Origin of the sequence: Acinetobacter sp. 742879 (genome assembly GCF_000588535.1) — a bacterium.
Classification (GTDB): Bacteria; Pseudomonadota; Gammaproteobacteria; order Pseudomonadales; family Moraxellaceae; genus Acinetobacter; species Acinetobacter pittii.
In genome coordinates, this window is the sequence record NZ_JFYC01000023.1 from 24,292 (window position 1) to 45,580 (window position 21,289).

At 40.6% G+C, this 21,289-nt stretch carries 21 protein-coding genes; 2 read left to right on the forward strand and 19 right to left on the reverse strand.

The window, feature by feature from the left end; translation table 11 throughout:
- Positions 1-12: 12 nt before the first annotated feature.
- The 3 genes from J690_RS22115 to J690_RS22125 are packed head-to-tail and all read right to left on the reverse strand — an operon-like array spanning position 13 to position 3,088.
- Entirely contained in the window at positions 13-711 is a 699-nt protein-coding gene (locus tag J690_RS22115; protein WP_032038499.1) for a histidine phosphatase family protein, read from the reverse strand.
- Entirely contained in the window at positions 708-1,829 is a 1,122-nt protein-coding gene (locus J690_RS22120) for a phosphotransferase family protein (RefSeq protein WP_032038502.1), read from the reverse strand. Before J690_RS22120 ends, J690_RS22115 begins: the two co-directional genes overlap by 4 nt.
- Before the next feature lie 17 nt (positions 1,830-1,846).
- A complete protein-coding gene (locus tag J690_RS22125; protein ID WP_032038504.1) occupies positions 1,847-3,088 on the reverse strand; it encodes an acyl-CoA dehydrogenase family protein in 1,242 nt (413 codons plus the stop codon).
- 88 nt (positions 3,089-3,176) lie between these two features.
- Between J690_RS22125 and J690_RS22130 the strand changes: the two genes are divergently transcribed.
- Both J690_RS22130 and pcaU read left to right on the forward strand, forming a co-directional pair.
- Positions 3,177-4,097, forward strand: a complete 921-nt coding sequence (locus tag J690_RS22130) for a LysR family transcriptional regulator (RefSeq protein ID WP_002121073.1) — start codon at positions 3,177-3,179, stop codon at positions 4,095-4,097.
- 42 nt (positions 4,098-4,139) lie between these two features.
- A complete protein-coding gene (pcaU, locus tag J690_RS22135) occupies positions 4,140-4,952 on the forward strand; it encodes an IclR family transcriptional regulator PcaU (protein ID WP_032038506.1) in 813 nt (270 codons plus the stop codon).
- 93 nt (positions 4,953-5,045) lie between these two features.
- Here the strand turns inward: pcaU and J690_RS22140 are convergent, their stop codons facing one another.
- The 16 genes from J690_RS22140 to J690_RS22215 all read right to left on the reverse strand — a co-directional run.
- Positions 5,046-5,912, reverse strand: coding sequence for an MBL fold metallo-hydrolase (locus J690_RS22140; protein ID WP_032038509.1), 867 nt, complete (start codon positions 5,910-5,912; stop codon positions 5,046-5,048).
- A gap of 4 nt (positions 5,913-5,916) precedes the next feature.
- The gene (locus J690_RS22145) at positions 5,917-6,330 is read right to left on the reverse strand and encodes a DUF6691 family protein (RefSeq protein ID WP_032038511.1); all 414 of its coding nucleotides are present in this window, start codon (positions 6,328-6,330) and stop codon (positions 5,917-5,919) included.
- A 4-nt stretch (positions 6,331-6,334) separates the two neighbouring features.
- Positions 6,335-6,748, reverse strand: coding sequence for a YeeE/YedE family protein (locus J690_RS22150; protein WP_005069081.1), 414 nt, complete (start codon positions 6,746-6,748; stop codon positions 6,335-6,337).
- Between the two features lie 135 nt (positions 6,749-6,883).
- Entirely contained in the window at positions 6,884-7,342 is a 459-nt protein-coding gene (locus J690_RS22155; protein ID WP_014206923.1) for a DUF6438 domain-containing protein, read from the reverse strand.
- Positions 7,343-7,988: 646 nt separating this feature from the next.
- Positions 7,989-10,418 (reverse strand): glucose/quinate/shikimate family membrane-bound PQQ-dependent dehydrogenase, encoded by a 2,430-nt coding sequence (locus J690_RS22160; protein WP_032038515.1) that lies wholly within the window; start codon positions 10,416-10,418, stop codon positions 7,989-7,991.
- Between the two features lie 82 nt (positions 10,419-10,500).
- Positions 10,501-11,820 (reverse strand): carbohydrate porin, encoded by a 1,320-nt coding sequence (locus tag J690_RS22165; RefSeq protein ID WP_032038517.1) that lies wholly within the window; start codon positions 11,818-11,820, stop codon positions 10,501-10,503.
- Positions 11,821-11,885: 65 nt separating this feature from the next.
- Positions 11,886-13,337, reverse strand: coding sequence for a right-handed parallel beta-helix repeat-containing protein (locus J690_RS22170; protein ID WP_032038518.1), 1,452 nt, complete (start codon positions 13,335-13,337; stop codon positions 11,886-11,888).
- Positions 13,338-13,356: 19 nt separating this feature from the next.
- Positions 13,357-14,184 carry a type I 3-dehydroquinate dehydratase gene (gene aroD, locus J690_RS22175; protein ID WP_081405292.1) on the reverse strand — a complete coding sequence of 276 codons (828 nt, stop codon included), beginning with the start codon at positions 14,182-14,184 and terminating at the stop codon, positions 13,357-13,359.
- 69 nt (positions 14,185-14,253) lie between these two features.
- Positions 14,254-14,883: a protocatechuate 3,4-dioxygenase subunit alpha gene (gene pcaG / locus J690_RS22180; RefSeq protein WP_002121089.1), complete on the reverse strand. Its 630-nt coding sequence runs from the start codon at positions 14,881-14,883 to the stop codon at positions 14,254-14,256.
- A 14-nt stretch (positions 14,884-14,897) separates the two neighbouring features.
- On the reverse strand, positions 14,898-15,623 hold the full coding sequence (gene pcaH, locus J690_RS22185; RefSeq protein ID WP_002120975.1) for a protocatechuate 3,4-dioxygenase subunit beta: 726 nt from the start codon (positions 15,621-15,623) through the stop codon (positions 14,898-14,900).
- A gap of 10 nt (positions 15,624-15,633) precedes the next feature.
- Positions 15,634-16,047 carry a 4-carboxymuconolactone decarboxylase gene (gene pcaC, locus J690_RS22190; protein WP_000997505.1) on the reverse strand — a complete coding sequence of 138 codons (414 nt, stop codon included), beginning with the start codon at positions 16,045-16,047 and terminating at the stop codon, positions 15,634-15,636.
- A 15-nt stretch (positions 16,048-16,062) separates the two neighbouring features.
- A complete protein-coding gene (gene pcaK / locus J690_RS22195; protein WP_032038523.1) occupies positions 16,063-17,418 on the reverse strand; it encodes a 4-hydroxybenzoate transporter PcaK in 1,356 nt (451 codons plus the stop codon).
- Between the two features lie 42 nt (positions 17,419-17,460).
- Positions 17,461-18,246, reverse strand: a complete 786-nt coding sequence (gene pcaD, locus J690_RS22200; RefSeq protein WP_032038525.1) for a 3-oxoadipate enol-lactonase — start codon at positions 18,244-18,246, stop codon at positions 17,461-17,463.
- Complete coding sequence (locus J690_RS22205; protein WP_032038528.1) at positions 18,243-19,598, reverse strand: 3-carboxy-cis,cis-muconate cycloisomerase; 1,356 nt, start codon at positions 19,596-19,598, stop codon at positions 18,243-18,245. Before J690_RS22205 ends, pcaD begins: the two co-directional genes overlap by 4 nt.
- Positions 19,599-19,600: 2 nt before the next feature.
- On the reverse strand, positions 19,601-20,812 hold the full coding sequence (pcaF, locus tag J690_RS22210) for a 3-oxoadipyl-CoA thiolase (RefSeq protein WP_032038530.1): 1,212 nt from the start codon (positions 20,810-20,812) through the stop codon (positions 19,601-19,603).
- 12 nt (positions 20,813-20,824) lie between these two features.
- Positions 20,825-21,289, reverse strand: a 465-nt coding sequence (locus J690_RS22215) for a CoA-transferase (protein ID WP_032038532.1), incomplete at its 5' end; no start/stop codon positions are given.

Below are 21,289 nucleotides of genomic sequence, written 5' to 3' on the forward strand. Positions count from 1 at the left end.
TTTATCCTTATTTTAAATCCATGTCAGTAAATCTGGACGCTCAGCTTTTATAAAATGATGTTCATTTAAACTTAAAACCTGAGCTTCATTTCCAACCAAACGCAAAGTCGTGAGACTTGTATTCGTGATTGCCCAATTCAACGCAAAAGTTCGATTAGGACTGAGTTCAAGCAGTTTTCCAATGGCTACAGAAATCACACCACCAGAGGTAAAAACGACTGCATAGCGAGGTTTGGTTTTTGCTAACTCATCACAAAGTTGCTGTAGTGCCGTTTCCACTCTGTTTTTAAAATGCGGCCAAGACTCATCATATTCATGATGAAAGTCACCATCTGTCCATCGCCCAATGGCACCTTCAAATATTTTGGCAAGATATGCGCGTGGATTCTGTTCTTGTGCTACGTCAGCTTTTAACAGTTCAGGCTGTTCAAAACGCGGTTCATAACGGGCAAAAACCTGTTGGTGGTTAAACTCATTCCATAAATTATTATGATGAATCACCGCATCTGGAAAGCATTCATTGAGTGCGAGCTTCGCAGTTTGCTCGTGGCGCTGCATGGTTCCTGCAACCACATACGGTTGTTCTTTTAATATTTGCTTAAAATATTGGCCTAATAAAGTCGCTTGAGCTTCACCATTTTCAGACAACTCATCATAATTACTTTTACCAAATGATGCCTGACCATGTCTTACCAGATAAATTGTGGTCATTTTCTTAAAATACCCTGTATTTTCTGTAGAGATTGCTGAGCAAATTCTGAGTCTTGCAGTTTTTGCTGCGCGATAAGTTTTAAAGCTCGAATATGTAGCGCATGAATGACAATCCAGAAATCTTTAAAAGCAGGGTTTCGGGTTTGTTTATGGTAATAACGATAATAGATTTGCTGGGCAATCACGGCTAATCGGAATACACCAAACACTTCATAAAAAGCCCAGTTTTGAGGCTCCAGACCTGTTTTTTGCAAATAATATTCAACGACTTCTTTTCGAGAGAACATTCCCTTTAAGTGAGTCGGCTGACGGCGTGTTGATCTAAAAATCATATTATCCGTTGGCTCAACCCAATAAGCCAAAGCGCTACCTAAATCCATTAATGGATCACCCAAAGTCGCCATTTCCCAATCCAACACCCCAATCACATCTGTTGGATGCTCTGGATCTAAAATCACATTATCAAAACGCCAATCATTGTGAATAATACAAGTCGTCGAGTCTTGAGGGATATTATCGTTTAGCCATTTTCGGACATATTTAAATGAAGGAACGTTGATTGTGCGGACTTTTTCATAGCGCTTATCCCAACCTTCAACTTGTCTACGACAATATCCCGCACCTTTGCCTAGTTCAGCTAAAGGCGTGTTCTCATAGGGAACTTGATGTAGCTCAATGAGTTTATCAATAACGTTTACACAAAGTTGATGAACATCTTCCTCATTAAAACCAAGTTCAGGCGGTAATTTTGCACGAGGAATAATGCCTTCAATCCGTTCCATGACATAAAAATCACAGCCAATGACCGATTCATCCTGACAAAGTGCCACCATTTTAGGAAGCACTGGATAATAAGGGGCCAAATTTTTCTGCACCATATATTCACGGGCCATATCGTGGGCTGACTTCGCTTTTGTTCCTTTTGGGGGACGTCGCAAAATTAAATCGGTATTTTCATATTTTAAACGATAAGTCCAATTCGACGCCCCGCCCGTATATTGAGTAACAACTGCTGGGCCAACCAGCTCAACCCCTTGGTTCTTTAACCAGTTTTCAACTGCCCCAATATCAAGTTCTTCACCTTCACGTACTTCACCGCCTACATCAATTACCGACATATTCACTTCCTTTAAACTTATACTTTCTTATGACGACCATAACCACGTTTGGCCAACTCTAATTTGGCAATCATGCCTTTATGTACTTCATCTGGACCATCAGCTAAACGTAAACTGCGTGCTTGGGCAAAGAAACCTGTTAATGGCGTATCTCTTGAAACACCTGCACCGCCATGTAGCTGAATTGCCATATCGACTACTTTTTCTAAAACACTCGGAGCGACCACTTTAATTGCAGATATTTCTGTTAAAGCGGCCATATTTCCTAAAGTATCCATTTTATAAGCAGCATACAAGGTTAAAAGTCTGGCTTGATCTATGGCGACTCGAGCATCAGCCACGCGTTCGAGGTTTCCACCGAGTTTTAAAATTTCTTTGCCAAACGCCGTTCTAGACATGCCACGATCAATCATGAGTTCTAGCGCTTTTTCAGCAGCCCCAATGCAACGCATGCAATGGTGAATACGCCCTGGTCCTAAACGGCCTTGGGCAATTTCAAAACCTTGCCCCGCTCCGCCAATAAAGTTTTCGAGAGGCACTCGAACATTATTAAAATGAACTTCACCGTGTCCATGCGGTGCATCATAGTCACCAAACACAGGTAACATACGTTGAATTTCGACACCTGCGGTATCAATCGGTACTAAAACCATAGAGTGTTGATGATGACGGTCTTTTGTTTCATCTGGAGTATGTGCCATAAAAATAATGACTTTAGCATTTGGGTCACCTAAACCAGACGACCACCATTTTTTGCCATTTAAAACAATTTCATTACCGTCGATGAGTGCAGTCGCTTGCATGTTGGTTGCATCGCTTGACGCAACATCAGGTTCAGTCATGCAAAAAACCGAACGAATTTTTCCGTCCAATAAAGGCTCTAACCATTGCTGTTTTTGCTGCTCACTGCCATAGCGCCATAACACTTCCATATTTCCCGTATCTGGTGCATTACAGTTAAAAACAGTGGGCGCCAATAAACTACGACCAGTCAGTTCAGCAATATGCGCATACTCTTGAACTGATAACCCAGCACCCAGTTTTTCATCAGGTAAAAACATATTCCAAAGACCGGCTTTTTTAGCTTTAGATTTCAGAGTTTCTAAAAGGTCTGGCCATTGCCATTTTTTCCAGTTTCCATCTGGATTTAGCTCATGAACCTCTTCCCAAAATTTTGCTTCGACAGGTTCTATTTCTTCTAAAATAAATTTTCTTGTTCGCTCAGCAAAATCTTGAGCTTTCTTGGAGAGTTCAAACATTCTTTTTCCTTTACATCATTATCTGGTCTTTACATCAACATAACTTGAAACTTAATATGAATGAAATGATTTTATTAAATAACACCTCATGAATAATATTCATAACCTACATGGTCTAGACCTAAGTTTTTTTCACCGAATCGATATCAATTTATATCCGCTATTTATTGCGATTTATGAGCAAAAAAGTATTTCGAATGCTGCAAGTAGTCTCAATATTACGCAGTCAGCAGCAAGTCATGCTTTGCAGCGTTTACGCCAGCAACTTGAAGATGATGTATTTATACGTGTAGGCAATAAAATGTCTGCCACTCCTTTTGCAGAACAGATTTATCCAACTGTGAAGCAAGCACTTTTAACCATCCAAAATATTAGCCAACAGAAACATGTCTTTGATCCAACAAGTTTAAAAAGCTTAAAAATCGCCGTTCATGATGAGATTGAACCGATTATTCTTCCAAGACTGGCTCAACATTTTCAAAATCTTAATTTAGATTTGCAGTTTGTGAGTATGAAACTCGATCGAAAACATATTATGGCTGACTTGGCGACACAACAGCTCGATTTCGTGATTGACCTAGAACAATACTTATCTCCAAAAATTACCTTTGACCATTTGGTAACAGATGAGTTTGTCATTTGCAGTCAACTTAAGGAAGTCGATTTAGCTAGTTATATCAGTGGTCGACACATTGGCGTTTCGTCACGCCGTACGGGCGCTTTACTTGAAGATATTTATTTAAACCAACACCAAAAAATTTCAAGAAATGTATTTATGCGCTGTCAAAACTATTCAACGGCGTTACAAGTTTTAGGAGCCCAAGCCGACGCAATACTCACCATGCCTCGAATGATTTTGCAGCATTTGTCTTATAGTCATGAAATTTGCTTACATTCTCTGCCTTTTGAGATAACCAATATTAAAATGGGTATGTTTTGGCACGAAGATTTAAGGGATAATTTAAGACATCAATTTCTGCGACATGAAATTATTAAACTTTTTCAGTAAAGCAAATTGATCTACTAAGCTTCTATCGTACAAGGATCAGTAATGAGTAAAGATGAACGGATAATCCAGAATCAGGACAACAAAAAAACGATTCGTCATGAAGATTACATTGCTGGTATTGGTAAAGGCATGGCGATTTTAGATAGCTTTAGTAGTAATCAACATCGTTTAAACATTTCTATGGCTGCTGAAAAAACTGGGCTTACCCGAGCAGCAGCAAGACGTCATTTATTAACTTTAGAATATTTAGGTTATCTTGAGTCAGATGGTCACTATTACTATTTAACTCCGAAAGTTCTTAAATTTTCAGGAGCTTATTTAGGTGCAGCTCAGCTTCCAAAAGTATCTCAGCCTTTATTAAATCTTCTAACTAACCAAACTTCTCTCATTTATTCGGTGATGGTACTTGATGGTTATGAAGCCATTACCATTGCTCGTAGTGCGGCCCACCAACAAACTGACCGTGTAAATCCATACGGCTTACACTTGGGTAACCGCTTACCTGCTCATGCGACATCTGCGGGTAAAATTTTACTGGCACATTTAAGCCAACAAGAACAATTGGACTGGCTCCAAAAATATCCTCTTCAGCGTTTAACTAAATATACGCATGTCGAAAATGATAAATTTCTAGAGTTACTACAAGAGATTCGAGAACAAGATTGGTGTTATTCGCGTGAAGAACACGAATTAGGAGTTCATGCGCTCGCCGTACCGATTTATGGGCAAGACTTTAAAGTGGTTGCAGCTTTAAATATTGTTTCTCCAACTATGAAAACAACTGAAGAATATTTAATTCAACATATTCTGCCTCTATTGCAAGAGACTTCGCGGGATCTAAGACAAGTTCTTTAAATATCGCTTAGGCTATTTTATAGGATTAATTTTATTGTTTGCTTAGGCTATTTGAATAGATTGAACGATCCCAAATAAATACTTAGGCTATTTCTAAAAGTGGTTGAAAGGGATTTTCAAATAGCGGATACCATTCGCTTCAGGTTCCGGAAAATTTCCACCATTCATATTAATTTGAATTGAAGGCAAAATTAATTTTGGCATTGCCAAAGTAGCATCTCGTTCTTGACGCATTTTGATGAATGAGTCCTTGGAAACTCGTCGATTTAAATGAATATTGCTTTGTTTTTGGGTTCTAATATCTGTTTGACAGATATATTCATCACGACCTTCGGGTTTATAGTCATGGCATAAAAACATGCGCATATTGTCGGGAAGTGTATAAAGTTTTTGGACCGAATCATAAAGTGCAGCCGCACTTCCTTTAGGAAAGTCGCATCTTGCTGAGCCATAATCGGGCATAAATAAGGTATCACCTACAAAAACAGCATCGGCAATCACATAGCTTAAGCAAGCTGGCGTATGCCCTGGTGTAGGAATGTTATAGGCTTCTATCTCCCCTATTTTGAAATGTTCATAATCTTCAAACAAATAATCAAATGGCTGATTTTCATTGAATTCCTTAAAATCAAAATTATAGATAGCTGCAAAAGTTTCTTGTACTACCGAGATTTTTTGACTAATCGCAATTGTACCGCCCAATTTAGATTTTAAATATTGAGCCGCAGTCATATGGTCGGCATGTACGTGGGTTTCTAAAATCCATTGTACTTTGAGGTTTTGCGCCAAGACATAATCGACGATCAGATCAGCATTGGATGTTTTTGTAGTGGCCGATGCGGCATCGTAATCAAGCACGCTATCAATAATAGCGCATTGAAGAGTCACTAAATCCGCAACAACATAGCTAAAAGTATTGGTGTTTTCATCAAAAAAATCTTTTACTAGAGGTTGTTGCATAGGCTTAATTTCCTTTATTTAAAATTCGGTAAATAAACATTCCTAATAACATTGCGACAATAAAATAAAGCGCTTCAAAATGCTCTAATCCAATCAGAGTTAAAGCGGGCGCTGGACATATACCTGCTATTCCCCAGCCTATACCGAAAATAAAAGCACCCACAATTAACCTTTGGTCAATCTGTGTATTCGTTGGTAATTGAATTTGTTCATTAAAGAGTGTTTTAGGGCTTTTTATAGCCTTTTGAAATGGAATAAATGCCACAGCAATAGCACCTAACATTACAAACATTAAACTAATATCCCACTGCCCAAAAATATCTAAAAAACCTAATACTTTTTCTGGATTAGACATACCAGAAATCATCAAACCTAATGAAAATAAGCTACCAAATAAAAAAGCAAAAATGTTTTTCATAGGGTTACCCCATCACATGACGAATGATATAAACCGTTAACATGCCAGCAAACATAAAAACTGCTGTCGCTATCATCGAGCGTTTTGATAACCTGCTCATACCACAAATACCATGGCCACTTGTACAACCCGACCCTAACCGTGTTCCAAAGCCTACAAGTACACCTGCTAGAATAAGTGCAAATGTATTAGCTTTAATTTCAATTTCAGGCTGATAAAAGTAACCATATATGAAAGGTGTAATCACAAGGCCCGCAATAAACCAGAATGCCGAACTCTTAAAAGTGTCTTTAGTAGGATTGATGACTTGAGCAAGCAAACCACTGATTCCGGCTATACGGCCATTTATATATAAATATCCAACTGTTGCGATGCCTAGTAATAAACCACCAAAAAAGGCATAGACAATATTTGACATATAACCACTCTTAACAATATATGTTTTTATAATTTGTATTATACGCTGATTCTTTTAGAAATACTTAAAATAAAACTCTTAAATGTATAATTCCTCTTAACAAGAAAAAGCCCCAAGATTTTGGGGCTTTTATCATTAAATTAGATCTTTAATGCCTAATTGTTCAGGTAACTTTTCCATAACCTTATTCAATCTATTATTTGCTGGAGAGATACAACCTGTGTAATGGCTTAATTTAGTTTCTGTGCCATTAGGTTGAATCCAAGTAATGTAATAGCTAGACATGTCGGTCGCTGTTTGCTGGCAACCCGCAGTTTTTGATTGTGTACCTGTTTCAGGGCGATAAGTTTTTAGATCATCTGCAAGTTTTTTATAATCTTTAACGCTACCTTGAATTTCTTTAACACCTATAGCTTTAGTGTATTGTTTACCTTCAAAGCGAATTAAACCTGTAGGTGTTACTTCTACAGAATAAATCGGACATGCGCCAAAACATGGGCTAGAAGCATAGCGAATTGTCTCTTGTGTATTCGGTGCTTGCTGAACAGAAGCACAACCCATCAAAGCTAAACCAGATAAAGTTGCAAGAACCAAAAATCTCATTACATCACCTATTATTATCAAGTGGCTTTAATTTATCAAATCATACACTTCTTGTCATTAAAGACTATTTTTTGTGATTTTATTCATTATTTAACTTTTAATTTTGCTTAGGCTATTGAGCAAGATAAAAACATTTTCTTTCACCCATAAAAAAAGGCCCATCTTTCGATGAGCCTTAAGCCATAAAAGCTTAAATTCCTGAAATACAAATTATTACTGGATAGTAATAATCTGCGTCGACCATTCTAGCGCAACCCAATAAATTATATAAATATAATATAAGTATATATTTAAGCTCGTTTTTCCAACAAAAAACACCTTATTTTTAAGGTTTAAAACTTAATAATGTTTATTTTTAATTAAAATTCACAATGTTAAGTTAAACAAAACTTAATAAAAGTTAAGGTTTTATTTATAGGTAAAACATCCTAAGGAACTGGTCAATAGTTAAGCTATATCTAGCGTTCAGGCTGAATTGACCATAAGACTATTTCAAGTTTAGCAACAACATCAAGCACTTTTTTACTATTTGGTAAAGCTATCTAGTTAAAAATATAGAATTTACTTTTACTCTTTTATATAAAAAATATATTAAAGGATAAGGCAAAAGAGAAACACTCTCTTTTGCCTTTCTTAATTATTGTTCTAAGCTATAAGCGATCACATAATCACCATGATCAGGTGATTGACGTGCTCCACCTGCGGTAACAACCACATACTGTTTACCTGTTTTAGGTGAAACATAGCTTATTGGTGTTCCTTGGCTACCTACTGGCATGCGTGATTTCCACAGTTCCTTACCTGTAGATGAATCAAATGCACGTAAGTAGTAATCTTGTGTTGCAGCAAAGAAAACCAAGCCACCTTGAGTTGCCATCGGCCCGCCAATTGTTGGCATACCAATCGGTGCCTTTAAGCCCATCTTAATACCCATCGGCCCAGTATCTTCCACTGTACCTAATGGTACTTGCCATGCAACTTGACGAGTTTTCATGTCAATTGCAGTCATGGTGCCAAATGGTGGTTTTTGACAAGGAATACTTAGAGCCGACATAAAGCGGTTTTTATTCACTTTATATGGTGTACCTTTCATTGGTACAGCTCCCATACCTGTGTTTACTTTCTCTCCACCATTGGCCTGAATCTTAATATCTTCAGGAGTTTGCTCCATCAATTGAATCCATAAGCCAAGGCGCATATCGTTCACGAACATATAACGATGAGTCGGGTCAAAAGCGATGCTACCCCAGTTCATACCACCCAACGAACCTGGAAAGCTTAATGAAACATCAGTACCCGGTGCAGTAAATAGGCCTTCGTAACGCATTGACTTGAAGTTAATACGACACATCAGTTGATCGAACGGCGTTGCACCCCACATATCTGACTCAGTTAAAGTCTGATTACCAATTTGAGGCATTTCAACTGAACGAGGTTGAGTTGCACTGTATTGTTCACCTGGAATATTGGCAGGGTTAACTGGCTGTTCAATCACTTTAGTCAGTGGTTTACCCGTTACACGGTCAAGAACAAAGAATTGGCCTGATTTGGTTCCAATGACAACAGCTGGTTTAGTCGTACCATCTTTTAACGGGAAGTCGACTAGACTCGGTTGCATTGGTAAGTCAAAGTCCCATAAATCGTTATGAACAGTTTGATATACCCACTTCTCTTTACCTGTTGTCGCATCAAGTGCTAACACAGAAGTATTGTATTTGTGATCTAATGGATTACGGTTACCACCCCAAATGTCGACAGATGAACTGCCCATAGGTAAGAACACCGTATTCATTTGTGGATCATATGACATTGCAGCCCATGAGTTTGCCGAACTACGTTTATAGGTTTCACCCGGTTTAAGAACATAGTTAGGATTTGGATTACGGGGGTCAAATGCCCAGCGAAGTTTACCCGTAATCACGTCATAACCACGGATAACACCACCCGGCATATCTGCGGCCACGTTGTCGGCAATACGGCTACCCACCACAAGGGTTGTTCCAGCAATAGTCGGTGCAGAAGTCACTTCAAAACGTGGAGCTTTTGTTCCAGCTCCAAGACCTTCTAGCAAATCAACCGTTCCATTTATACCAAAATCAGCACAGCGCTGACCGTTATCTGCATTTACTGCAATTAAACGACCATCAGGTGTATTGGTATATACACGACGTGGACATGCTGTATTGGTTGCAACTGCAGTTACTGCATTTGCACCAGCTAAAGTTGGTTGTACAAGCGGTTTTGTTGAATCAAAGTATGCAACACCACGGCAACGTTCCCAAGCATCGGCTGTAGAGTTCACCTCAGCTTTCCAGAGTTGTTTGCCTGAGTCGGCATCTATCGCAAAAATGTTGTTATGTGGTGTACATAAAAACACTTTATTTCCCACTTGTAGCGGAGTCATTTGGTCTTCAGCCCCATTACCGCTACCCGTTGTAAAGTCGCCCGTTCTAAAGCGCCAAGCTTCTTTTAATTTATGAACGTTATCTCGGTTAATTTGATCGAGAGCAACAAAGCGGCTACCACCTGCATCATTACCATAATTTTCCCAATTTACCTGTTTTTTTGCAGGATCAACTGGTACTAAAGGTAGTTTTTCACCTGAACTTGCCACTGTTGGATGCGGTTGGAACATTTGATAGAGCGCAATCAACATACCTACAACAACTAATCCACCTACCGCATAGGATGAAGATGCCAAGCTCGTTTGAAATTGGTAACGTCGGATTGAAGGTAAAGTAAATAGCAAGGCAGCAAAAAGACCAGCAGGAAACATTAAGCGCGAAAATAACGGCCAAAATTCCCATCCAGCATCAACAAATGACCAAATTACGGTACCAACAAAAATAGCCGCAAAAATCCAGACACCCAGCGCTTTTTTTCGGAAAATACTAATTGCAGAAATGGTGATAAATAATCCCGCTATAAGGAAATACCAAGAACCACCAAGAGATACTAGCTTTCCACCACCTACGATGTAAAAAACACCAGTAGCCAATAAAACTAGACCTAATATAAAACACCATATTTTGAATAAGATATGAAACTTAGAATCTGACTCAGACATAGATCCTACTCCACATATACTGAACCCGAATAGTTCAAGCATTTGGGCCAGTTAAACTATGTCTAACCAGCCATCAATATTGTTAAAAATTGACTTTCACACTAAGACCAGCCACCCAAGCATCATCAACCTCTTTTACACCAGCAGGTTGATGAATATATTGAATGTTTGGACGTAACATGACGGCCGGAGACCATTGATAGGTATAGTTCAACTCGACATTTAGCTCGTCGTCTTGTATTGGAATATAGTCAGATGCAATCGGATCATAGCTGTAATATCCACGACTTTCATTTGTTGCGATCTGTTTATCTTTAGCACGGTCATTAACTACATAATTGGCTATACCAAAACCAATCGAATCATTTGGACGGCTATCAAATGGCCCCTTATACCAAAGAGCAAGTTGTTGAGTACTTTGAACAAAAGTCGTTGCCTTATCATTTACAACGCCATTAAAACTTACATATAAACCGCGTTTCGGATCTTCGCCTTTATTCGTCAGTTGTTGTTGTGCATTAATCCAAAAGCTTTGTTTTCCGTCATGCACTTTACCTGCAGTTTTAATATCATTGGCTTCTGCGGTCGAATACAGTGCACCTACTTTATATTCTCCCGGCAAGCCATTAAAGGCATCAAGTTTTGGTTTCCACGCCAGCTCAACTGGGATGGTGGCGCCCTTCACATTGTTCATATCCAGATTAAAACCATCACTATTTGATTCGGTTTTAATGTTGTCTGGATTTACTTCATACACACCCAATCCCAAAGTCCATTCAGGCGCAAACTGATATTTAACGTTTGTCGCCCAAACACCTACTGGTGAGTTATACCAAATTGAACCAATTGATTTTCCTAACTGCCCACCACAAAGCAATAAGTTCTGAAACTCACATTGAGAACTATTAAAGTCCTCTGACATTCCCATACGGCCAAATTTGACCTGTACAGTATTATCGATGAAACCCTTCTTCACCCATGCTTGGGATAAACGCCAGATTTTACCGCGACCATAAATTTCTTGAGCATTGCCCAATTGGCTAGAACGTGGGTCTTTAATACGCTCAAGAGTTAATGCATTGCCGTCACGTTTGGTCACAACTAAATTGACTGTTGTATCTTTCCAACCAGCGATTTTTTCTAAATCGAGGTTTGCACCTAAAGAAAGTTGTGCAGCATTTTCAAAAGTATTGCTGTCGTTGTAACCACCATCTAAATTTGTGGCACTTTGGCTCATAATAGAAGCAGTAAATTTATAGCCCTGCTGCTCTAATTGCTGGCGTTTTCCATTCCAGTCGCCTAGCAACCATTGACGGTCTTGTGACCAAGGCTCATTCGCGAGCGCAAATTGGCTACCTAATACAGCGAGCGTTAAAACACTCAGTTTCATTAAATTTGGCATTTCAAGTCCCTTTTATCATTTCTATATTTCTATGCTGCGCCTCATATGAGGCGCTTTCCTTATTGTTATTTAACACTTGTAAAACCAAGCTCAGATGTTGCGCCAAAACGATCAGTAATATTCGCTGTAATTGAGGCAACTTTTACAGACGGCTTCCAATTCGCTTTTGCGATCCCTTGTGCATCTGTAGCAACAGTTATTGCTCCTAAATATTGCTCAGCTTCTTTTGATGACGCATTTTGATTACCAAAAAATTCAACTTGATAGCGTTGATTTGGCAAGCCATTGACTTCTACAGCAACTGAACCTTTATTTGCAGTTAATTTAGGAGCTTTAATACCCTGATTAGGTTGAGCATTACAGCCTTGTTCATTTGGCTGAGTACATGTTTTTTGTTGTTTAGATGGGTCAACAACCACACCACCACCACGAGAACCTACAAATCCGGCATGCTCAAGTGCAGGCACAGCAAATACAATTGCACCCAAACGCTGATCTGGTACGCATGAACCGCCAGCTTCGCAACGTTTAATATCTTTACCATTGTCCCAAATCAGGTTTTTAGTCAATGTAATTTTTGCATTTGCATCTTTTTCAGAGCGGATGGCTACACCAATACGATTACCATGTACTTTATTGCTATCAAGAATATTGCCATCACCCGTCATGTTGAAACCAATCGAGTTATTGGTCATTTCGTTGTAGGCAATATAGTTACGCTTACCCCAGTTGATCTGTAAGCCATCTGAATAGTTTTCGAATTTATTACCAACTACCGCATTATCATTACCCCACAAAATTTCAATACCTTGTGATGGTTCTGGGTTTGCTTTGGTTGAAACAAAATGGTTATTCGCAATTAAGTTAAACGCAGCACCACGTGTCAGCTCTAGACCATCACCATTATCTTGGAAAATATTGTCTAAAACTTTGTTGTTATTGGTGGTGGTTGCGGTTGGGTTACCTTGACCATCATCACCAGTGAGCATGACACCAGCACCGCCGTAGTTATTACTAATACGATTGTGTTGGATGAGGTTATTGCTTGAACGGTTAATCAATACCCCAATACAGAAGCGATGAATGTCTAAACCTTTTAAAGTGACATTGTTGACGTCACGCAATACCAACCCCGGTAAAGTCATCGTACGTACATTGGTGCCGTACTGCTCAGAGTTTGCCCCAGGACAAGCTTTTGCACCTTCGCCTTTAATATAGTTTGAACCATCAATTGCGATGTATTCACCAGTTTTATCCCACTGTGTACCAATGATTTTAACTGGAGCTTTAATTTCAGGAAGTGCGCTGTTTAATTTAATCGCATAAGGTGCTTTGCCTACTGCTTGAATCAAAATGTCGCTAGCTTCGCTTGGGTTTGCATTGGCTTGTTCAATGGCCCAGCGTAAAGAGCCTTTATTGCTATCGTCTTGATAACGGTCAACCACATAAGTTTGAGCCGCAGCTATTCCTGAAACCATCAAACCTAATGCAAGAGTAGTTAAACGTAATGTATTCATTTCATCATATCCTTATGATTTATGGGTTTGTTGGTTGAACGGTTTGTAAAATCTGTTTGAGCTTAGTCACATCAATTTGACCCGGTGCAGAAGCCTGACCAATCATGCCAAAGCTATAACTTCCGCCCATGTTGGCAGTCGCAACACGAGAAATCGTACCTAGTTGCCCCATTGACATCGTCAATAAAGGTTTAGTTGTTTGCTGACTTACTTTTAAAGTTGCATTCATTAAAGTAAAAACGTCTTGTTTAGATTTTGGCATTACGGCAATTTTTAGAATATCTGCCCCCATTTGATCTTGTTTTAACAAGCGTTTTTCAATTTCATCTTGGCTTGGCGTTTTTTGGAAGTCGTGATTAGACATCACAATCAACACTTTCTTTTGATGTGCTTTTTGAACAATTTCTGAAACTACTTTTTGATCACGGAACATTTCAACATCTAACCAATCCATGAACGGATTCTTTAAGTAAGCCTGATAAGTCTTACCATAATCCACATCACTAATTTCAAGCTGGCCACCCTCGTTGTTGGTGCGAATTGTGGCGATCATTGGCTTATTGCCTAAAATCTTTTTTAACTCATGCCCCAAAACAATCACTTGTTTTGTATCACTCGCAAAACTGAGTAAATCGATACGAAACTCTGCCAAATCAGCATCTGCTGTATTTGCAATGATCTGAGCTTGTGCCAAAGCTTGTTCTTTGGTTTTTGCGGTAATCGGAACAATCGTTTTAACGGCTGTAGCGACAGGTTGTGTTTGAGGAGCTAAAGCAACAGGTTCAGCATTCACCTGTGCTGTAAAAAATGGGAGTGCAAGCAAACTTAGGCTTAATAATGTTTTCATGTTCATATCATTCATCCTTAAAAAGGCTACACGCATCCTTGAATAATCAGGTGTAGCCTTAAGTGTTTCTTAAATATCAAAAAATACAGTTTCGTCATCGCCTTGAATGCGAATATCAAAGCGGTAAACAACTTCACCATTTTCTTCAAAACGTTTCGCAATAAGTGTTTGGCGACGTGGTGCCCATTCAATGCTATTTAGAATCGGGTCGTTGGCATTTGCCTCTGCTTCATCGTCAAAATAAACTCGTGTATGAAGACCCAAGTTAATACCGCGAGCGAAAATGACTAATGCAATATGAGGTGCTTGAGTTGAACCTTTACGGCCTGCTGTCGCGCCCGGCTTAATTGTATTAAAGCTCCAAACACCCGTTTCAAAGTCTGCACCTGTACGGCCCCAACCTTGAAATGCAGGATCAGCTTTTTGCTCACGCGTATCTGCCTGACTTGGATAAATACCGTTAGCATCGGCCTGCCAAATCTCGATCAGCACATCACGTAACGGTAAACCCAATCCGTCAAACACTTGGCCTTCAAGACGAATACGCTCACCTTTGGTCTGATCTTGTACTAACTGGTTATTAAAGTTGTTTTCAAACACTTCAATATTTGCTTGTTGTGGCAATAGCCCAATGTGAACGTAAGGTCCACCTGTTTGAGACGGAGTTTCTTTTAGTTCCTGAAAATTCCAGTTATTCATGCTCGTGCTCCCGATTAAGTCAATTCGTTTTCGAAGTAAGTCGCTCGACGTCCACGTAAAGTGATGTCAAAACGGTAACAACGGCTATCTGCTTCGATAAAGTTGTTTTTATCTTCTAGTGCAATCAATGCACGACGTTGATCTTCAGAAGGAATCGTTTTTAAGATCGGGCAAGTGTCAATGAGCGTATCGCCTTCAAAATAAAACTGTGAAATCAGACGCTGAGCCCAACCATCAGCAATTAAAGAGAAATGAATATGTGCAGGCCGCCATTCATTAATACGGTTACGCCATGGATACGGACCAGGTTTAATGGTACGGAAAATATAAAAACCGTTTTCATCAGTTAAGGTACGACCACAACCACCAAAGTTAGGGTCCATTGCACCAATAAACTTATCGTTTGGGTGACGGTAACGACCAGAAGCATTGGCTTGCCATACTTCTAGAAGTGCATTTTTTACAGGACGACCAAATTGGTCACGAACATAGCCATGAACAATGACACGTTCACCAATTGGCAAACCATCTTTGGCATAGTTCAAAATCAAATCGTTATCTTTTGGGCCAAACAAATTTGAAGAAAAATGCGGCGCAGTAACTTCAGTTAAAGTCTCATTAATAGAAATCAATGCATTTTTTGGCGAACGTAAAACACTTGTCTTATAACCTTCCGCATATGCAGGTGGATGGTCTTCAGTATTACGTTGGGCGTAAGCACCCCAGCTATGTTGTGACATCTTTATCTCCTTAATCCTGTTCTTTCGCTGCAATTGGGTTTACCTCTATCCCCAACTCTTTAAAGACTTCTTCAGCCATATGCATTGCAGCGTTTGCAGCAGGTAAACCTGCATAGAGTGAACTGTGTAAGATCAGCTCTTTTAAATCTTCTTTAGTTACACCATTGTTAAAGCAAGCACGTAAATGCATGCGTAGTTCGTCTTCACGACCAAGCGCCAATAAAATTGCGATAGTGACTAAACTACGTGTATGACGCGGTAAGCCCGGACGAGACCACACCTCACCCCATGCGTAACGGCTAATAAAATTTTGAAAATCTTGGTTAAAGTCATTCAGATTTTGCAAAGACCGACCAACATGCTTTTCACCCAAAACTTCAGTCCGCACCTCAATGCCTTGTTTATAGCGTTGTTCATCATTCATTGTGATAGACCTCTATTAAGTTGCATCGGTATGCGCAACAATTGATTTAATAAATACCGCAACAGCAGCAGCGGTCGCTGGAATGAGTAATAAACTAAGAATGGCGGTAAACGACCAATCATTGCCGAGTAACACAGCTCCAATCCACGCACCAAATACCGCACCGAAACGTCCAATACCCGTCATCCAAGAAACACCAGTTGCACGGCACTGCGTTGGATAGAAACGAGCGCTTAACGCTGGCATTGAAGATTGCGCACCGTTAATTGCGATACCCGCACAAAGCACCAATACAGCAAGTAATGTTGAGTTTCCTAAGCTTTGACCAACAGCAATCGCAAATAGACCTGCTGCAAAGTAGAAAATAGCAATCACTCGATTCGGGTTGAATTTGTCCATCGCCCAACCAATAAACAATGCACTCACCACACCACCGAACTGGAACAATCCACCGATAAATGCAGCACGCTCCATTGAGGCACCTGTTTCACGCATAAGCGTTGGCAACCAGCTGGTAAGCAAGTAAACAACCACGAGTCCCATGAAATAGGTCAACCAAAGCAAAAGCGTTCCTTTCGCATATGGTTTAGAAAACATAATTCCAAAGACATTTTTCTTTTGAGCTGTTTCAGTTTTCTCTTCAGGTACGTGAAACGCAGTCGCATTTTGAACTTGAGTTGGTGCGATATGATTTAAGATTTTGCGTACTTTTTCAGGATTCTTACCTTTCACAATTAAAAAGCGGTAAGACTCAGGTAAAACTAAAATCACTAAAATCATTAAGATCAAAGGTGACCAGCCACCAAGTAAAAATAGACTGTGCCAACCATAAGTCGGGATCAGCCAGCTACTAATAAAGCCACCTGTTGCCATACCTAAGTTGTAGCCACAGAACATACAGGTCACCAGCAGTGAACGAATGCGTGTTGGACAGTATTCAGAAAATAATGTAGTGGCATTTGGCATCGCTGCACCCAAGCCAATACCTGTCAAAAAGCGTAAAACGACAAGACTATCTAAGTTGGTTGCATAAGCAGATGCCAAGGTGAACCCACCAAATACAAGCATCGAAAAAGCCAGTACGATTTTGCGACCAAAACGGTCAGCTGTTGGGCCAGAAACCAAAGCTCCAATAATCATTCCACCAAGTGCAGCACTCATCACTGGCCCTAACTGAGAGCGATCAACTCCCCAGTCTTGTGCCAAAGCTGGAGCAATAAAACCCATTGCAGCAGTATCAATACCATCAGTAAAAATAATTAAAAAACAGATGATGGCGATCATCCATTGATATTTACTAAGTGGAGCATCATTAATTAATGCTTGAGCATCGATACTTTTATTTGGTGCAGCGTAATCCTGAGACGCCATATTTGCCTCCTTAAGGCCAATTCCTTTTAAATCACTAAGCTATTAGATTTGCTGAATAAACCTAGTCAATTCCTGAGTAAATCTTTGCGGTTGCTCAATATTAGAAAGATGAGATGCTTCCAATTTAGCAATCTGACTATTGTTGATAGCGCGTTGCATAAACTCAGCATCTGCTACTGTAGTTACTGGATCTTCTGTCCCCGCAACCAGCAGTACCGGAATTTGAATTTGTGCAATTTCATCTCTTAAATCGGCATACGCTAAAGCACGACATGCATTCGCATAACCTTGTGCCGGTGTGTTTGCAAGACTTTGAATCGTCGTTTGTGCAACCACATTATGTTGATAGTCGAAGTTTTCACTGAACCAGCGGGTATGCGTGGTTTTAACCAACTCAGCTAAACCATTCTGTTCCACAGACTCAGCACGACTCAACCAAGCCTCCGCCTGGCCAATTTTGGCTGCCGAGTTTGCAACAGTAATACTTAAAAAGCGCTCTGGATGATGAATACCCAACCAAAGCCCAGTAATTCCGCCCATTGAAATGCCGCAAAAATGAGCTTTTTCAACACTCAAGGCATCTAAAATATCAACCACATCTTCAGCTAAGTTTTGCAATGTGGTGTCACTAATTACATCACTTCCACCATGACCACGTGTGTCGTATGTAATGACATTAAAATGACTTTTTAAATCATTTACCTGTGACTGCCACATACCATGGTCTGTGCCTAATGAATTAGAGAAAACAAGCACAGGAGCATCTTTTAAGCCTTCGGTATAAACAGCTAGCTGTTTTCCTTGGCGATTGCTAATAGTCTGTTTCACTTTGGCTCTCCTTGTGCTTCTTGCAAAACTGCATCAATCTGTTGCTGAATATTGCCTAAATAGTTTTCCGGTTTGAAAATATCCCGTATTTCTGCTTGGCTAAACTGCCCTTTCACTTCGTCTAGTTGGCTAATAACATCAAACAAATGCTTGTTTTGAGCCACGGCTGTTTTACAAGCTGCTTCAACAACATGATGAGCATTTAAACGACCAATTTTAGGAGCTAGTGCCATCATTACAGCTTCTGCCATAATCAATCCATTCGTACACTCAAGGTTCTGTTGCATATGCTCAGCGTTCACTTCGAAACCTTGTAAAACTTCACCAGTACGACTTAATGCTCCAGCACAAAGCTGAAAGATTTCTGGAACTGCTAACCATTCTGCATGCCACGCGCCTAAGCTACGCTCATGTTCCTGTACCATGCTTTGATAAATGCTAGACATAAGTGCTGGTACACGATTCGCCGCGGCTAATACGGATGCTGCCGCAACTGGATTACGCTTATGCGGCATGGTTGATGAACCACCACGACCCTTCGCAGTTGGCTCAAACAACTCTGCAATTTCAGTTTGCATCATCAGTGACCAATCACGTGCCATCTTGCCCGTATTCCCGACAATAATGCCAAGCACACTTGCGATTTCTACAATACGATCACGCTCACCATGCCATGTGCTTGTCGGTACAGTCAGATTCAGTTGCTGAGCAAATGCACTAACCACAAGCGAACCTTGATCTTGCAAAGAAGCTAATGAACCCACAGCACCACCTAACTGAGCAGTAAGTACACGTGATTTCATGGCTTGGATACGATCTAAATCACGTTTAAACGCAGAAGCCCAGCGAGCGAGTTTATGCCCTAAAGTAATTGGCAAAGCTTGCTGTAACCATGTACGCCCAATCATGACTTGATGGCGATATTGCTTAGCTTGCTGTAATGCAGTCGCATAGCATTGTTGAAGTTGACCTTCCACAATTTTCAACGCATCACGGCATTGCAAAATACAAGCTGTGTCTAAAATATCCTGACTTGTTGCACCCCAATGCACATAACGTGAAGCATCTTCATCAACATCTTTAACGATTGCTGTAAGCTGTTTTACAAATGGAATTGCGATATTTCCAGCTAAGCCTGTTGCTACAGCCAAAGCGGAAAAATCAAACTTGTCTAACGCCTGCTCAGCTACTTGGGCAATGGTATTAGCCGCATTTTGAGGAATCACACCAACTTTTGCCTGTGCTTGAGCTAAGGCAACTTCAACCTGAATCATATATGTGATTAAAGATGAGTCACTAAAGATGTCAGTGACGTCTTCTTGGTAAAACAAGCTGGCATATAACTGGGTCATGATTAGACTCTCTCAATAATCAATGCGATGCCTTGACCCACCCCAATACACATTGAACACAAAGCGTAGCGACCACCTGTCTGTTCAAGCTGGTTTAGGGCTGTGGTCACGAGGCGTGCACCTGATGCACCGAGTGGATGACCTAATGCAATTGCACCACCGTTTGGATTTACCTTGGCAGAATCATCTGGCAAACCTAAATCACGGGTCACTGCCAAAGCCTGTGCAGCAAAGGCTTCATTCAGCTCAATTACATCCATCTGATCTAAAGTCAGGTTGGCTTGTTTCAGTAATTTTTTAATGGCTGGGGCTGGAGCAAAACCCATAATGCGGGGTTCTACACCCACTGCTGTTGAGGCAATAATCTTGGCACGTGGTTTTAAGTTGTAAGCTTGAACTGCCTCATCAGAAGCAATCAGTAGAGCTGCTGCACCATCATTAATGCCTGAAGCATTACCCGCAGTGACTGTGCCATCTGCTTTAACTACAGGTTTAAGTTTGCTTAAGCCTTCAAGTGTGGTCGATGCACGAGGATGTTCATCGGTATCAATCACAACAGCATCACCCTTACGCTGAGGGATTTCAACTGCCACGATTTCTTTAGAAAAAAAGCCTTTGGCTTGCGCGCTTGCGGTGCGTTGTTGGCTCACCAAGGCAAACTGGTCCTGATCTGCACGATTAACGTTGAACTGTTCAGCCACGTTTTCGGCAGTCTGGGGCATGGTGTCTACACCATACAATTCTTTAAGTTTTGGGTTAATGAAGCGCCACCCCATGGTAGTGTCTTCAATCTTCTGGCTACGGCCAAAGGCACTGTCTGACTTACCCATCACATAAGGTGCACGGCTCATACTTTCTACACCACCTGCAATCACCAAATTCGCTTCACCGGCTTTAATGGCACGGGCAGCAATAGCAATCGCATCGAGTGATGAACCACACAAACGGTTAATGGTGGTTGCTGGAACCTGATAAGGTAAACCTGCAAGTAGAGCTGACATACGGCCAACATTACGGTTGTCTTCACCAGCCTGGTTAGCACAGCCATAGATCACATCATCGACCTGTTCCCAATCTACATTCGGGTTACGTTGCATGAGAGCTTTGATCGGCACAGCACCAAGGTCATCGGCACGGACAGGTGCAAGACCACCTGCATAACGGCCAAATGGAGTACGGATGGCATCGATGATATAAGCGTTTTTTAATGTCATTTCCCTACTTCCTTACCCTTGAGTCGCATCAATCAAAGTTGCACCAGTCAAAGCCTGTAAATCATCAAAGCTAAGACCTTCAACTTTTTCAATCACCTTTAAACCATCTTTAGTCACGTCAATCACACACAGGTCCGTGTAAATGCGGTCAACACATTTTTTACCTGTAACCGGATAGCTCAGCTCAGCCACAATCTTCGGCTCACCTTGCTTGGTCACATGATCTGTGGTGATAAATACTTTCTTGGCACCAACCGCTAAATCCATCGCACCACCTACAGCAGGAATCGCATCGGGTGCACCCGTGTGCCAGTTCGCCAAGTCGCCATTCGCAGCAACCTGAAATGCACCAAGTACCGCAATATCAAGGTGACCACCACGCATCATCGCAAACGAGTCGCCATGGTGGAAAAAGCTACCACCTTCAAGCATGGTCACAAACTCTTTACCCGCATTAATCAGTTCTGGGTCTTCTTC

What these genes read in the sequence shown, in the direction of transcription:
- J690_RS22130 (WP_002121073.1), top strand. Translation starts at nt 3,177, where the DNA reads ATGAATAATATTCATAACCTACATGGTCTAGACCTAAGTTTTTTTCAC.
- J690_RS22145 (WP_032038511.1), bottom strand. Translation starts at nt 6,330, where the DNA reads ATGAAAAACATTTTTGCTTTTTTATTTGGTAGCTTATTTTCATTAGGT.
- pcaC (WP_000997505.1), bottom strand. Translation starts at nt 16,047, where the DNA reads ATGAATGATGAACAACGCTATAAACAAGGCATTGAGGTGCGGACTGAA.
- pcaH (WP_002120975.1), bottom strand. Translation starts at nt 15,623, where the DNA reads ATGTCACAACATAGCTGGGGTGCTTACGCCCAACGTAATACTGAAGAC.
- pcaK (WP_032038523.1), bottom strand. Translation starts at nt 17,418, where the DNA reads ATGGCGTCTCAGGATTACGCTGCACCAAATAAAAGTATCGATGCTCAA.
- J690_RS22165 (WP_032038517.1), bottom strand. Translation starts at nt 11,820, where the DNA reads ATGCCAAATTTAATGAAACTGAGTGTTTTAACGCTCGCTGTATTAGGT.
- pcaG (WP_002121089.1), bottom strand. Translation starts at nt 14,883, where the DNA reads ATGAATAACTGGAATTTTCAGGAACTAAAAGAAACTCCGTCTCAAACA.
- J690_RS22140 (WP_032038509.1), bottom strand. Translation starts at nt 5,912, where the DNA reads ATGCAACAACCTCTAGTAAAAGATTTTTTTGATGAAAACACCAATACT.
- J690_RS22160 (WP_032038515.1), bottom strand. Translation starts at nt 10,418, where the DNA reads ATGTCTGAGTCAGATTCTAAGTTTCATATCTTATTCAAAATATGGTGT.
- J690_RS22205 (WP_032038528.1), bottom strand. Translation starts at nt 19,598, where the DNA reads ATGACCCAGTTATATGCCAGCTTGTTTTACCAAGAAGACGTCACTGAC.
- J690_RS22120 (WP_032038502.1), bottom strand. Translation starts at nt 1,829, where the DNA reads ATGTCGGTAATTGATGTAGGCGGTGAAGTACGTGAAGGTGAAGAACTT.
- J690_RS22125 (WP_032038504.1), bottom strand. Translation starts at nt 3,088, where the DNA reads ATGTTTGAACTCTCCAAGAAAGCTCAAGATTTTGCTGAGCGAACAAGA.
- J690_RS22170 (WP_032038518.1), bottom strand. Translation starts at nt 13,337, where the DNA reads ATGAATACATTACGTTTAACTACTCTTGCATTAGGTTTGATGGTTTCA.
- pcaF (WP_032038530.1), bottom strand. Translation starts at nt 20,812, where the DNA reads ATGACATTAAAAAACGCTTATATCATCGATGCCATCCGTACTCCATTT.
- aroD (WP_081405292.1), bottom strand. Translation starts at nt 14,184, where the DNA reads ATGAAAACATTATTAAGCCTAAGTTTGCTTGCACTCCCATTTTTTACA.
- J690_RS22150 (WP_005069081.1), bottom strand. Translation starts at nt 6,748, where the DNA reads ATGTCAAATATTGTCTATGCCTTTTTTGGTGGTTTATTACTAGGCATC.
- pcaU (WP_032038506.1), top strand. Translation starts at nt 4,140, where the DNA reads ATGAGTAAAGATGAACGGATAATCCAGAATCAGGACAACAAAAAAACG.
- J690_RS22115 (WP_032038499.1), bottom strand. Translation starts at nt 711, where the DNA reads ATGACCACAATTTATCTGGTAAGACATGGTCAGGCATCATTTGGTAAA.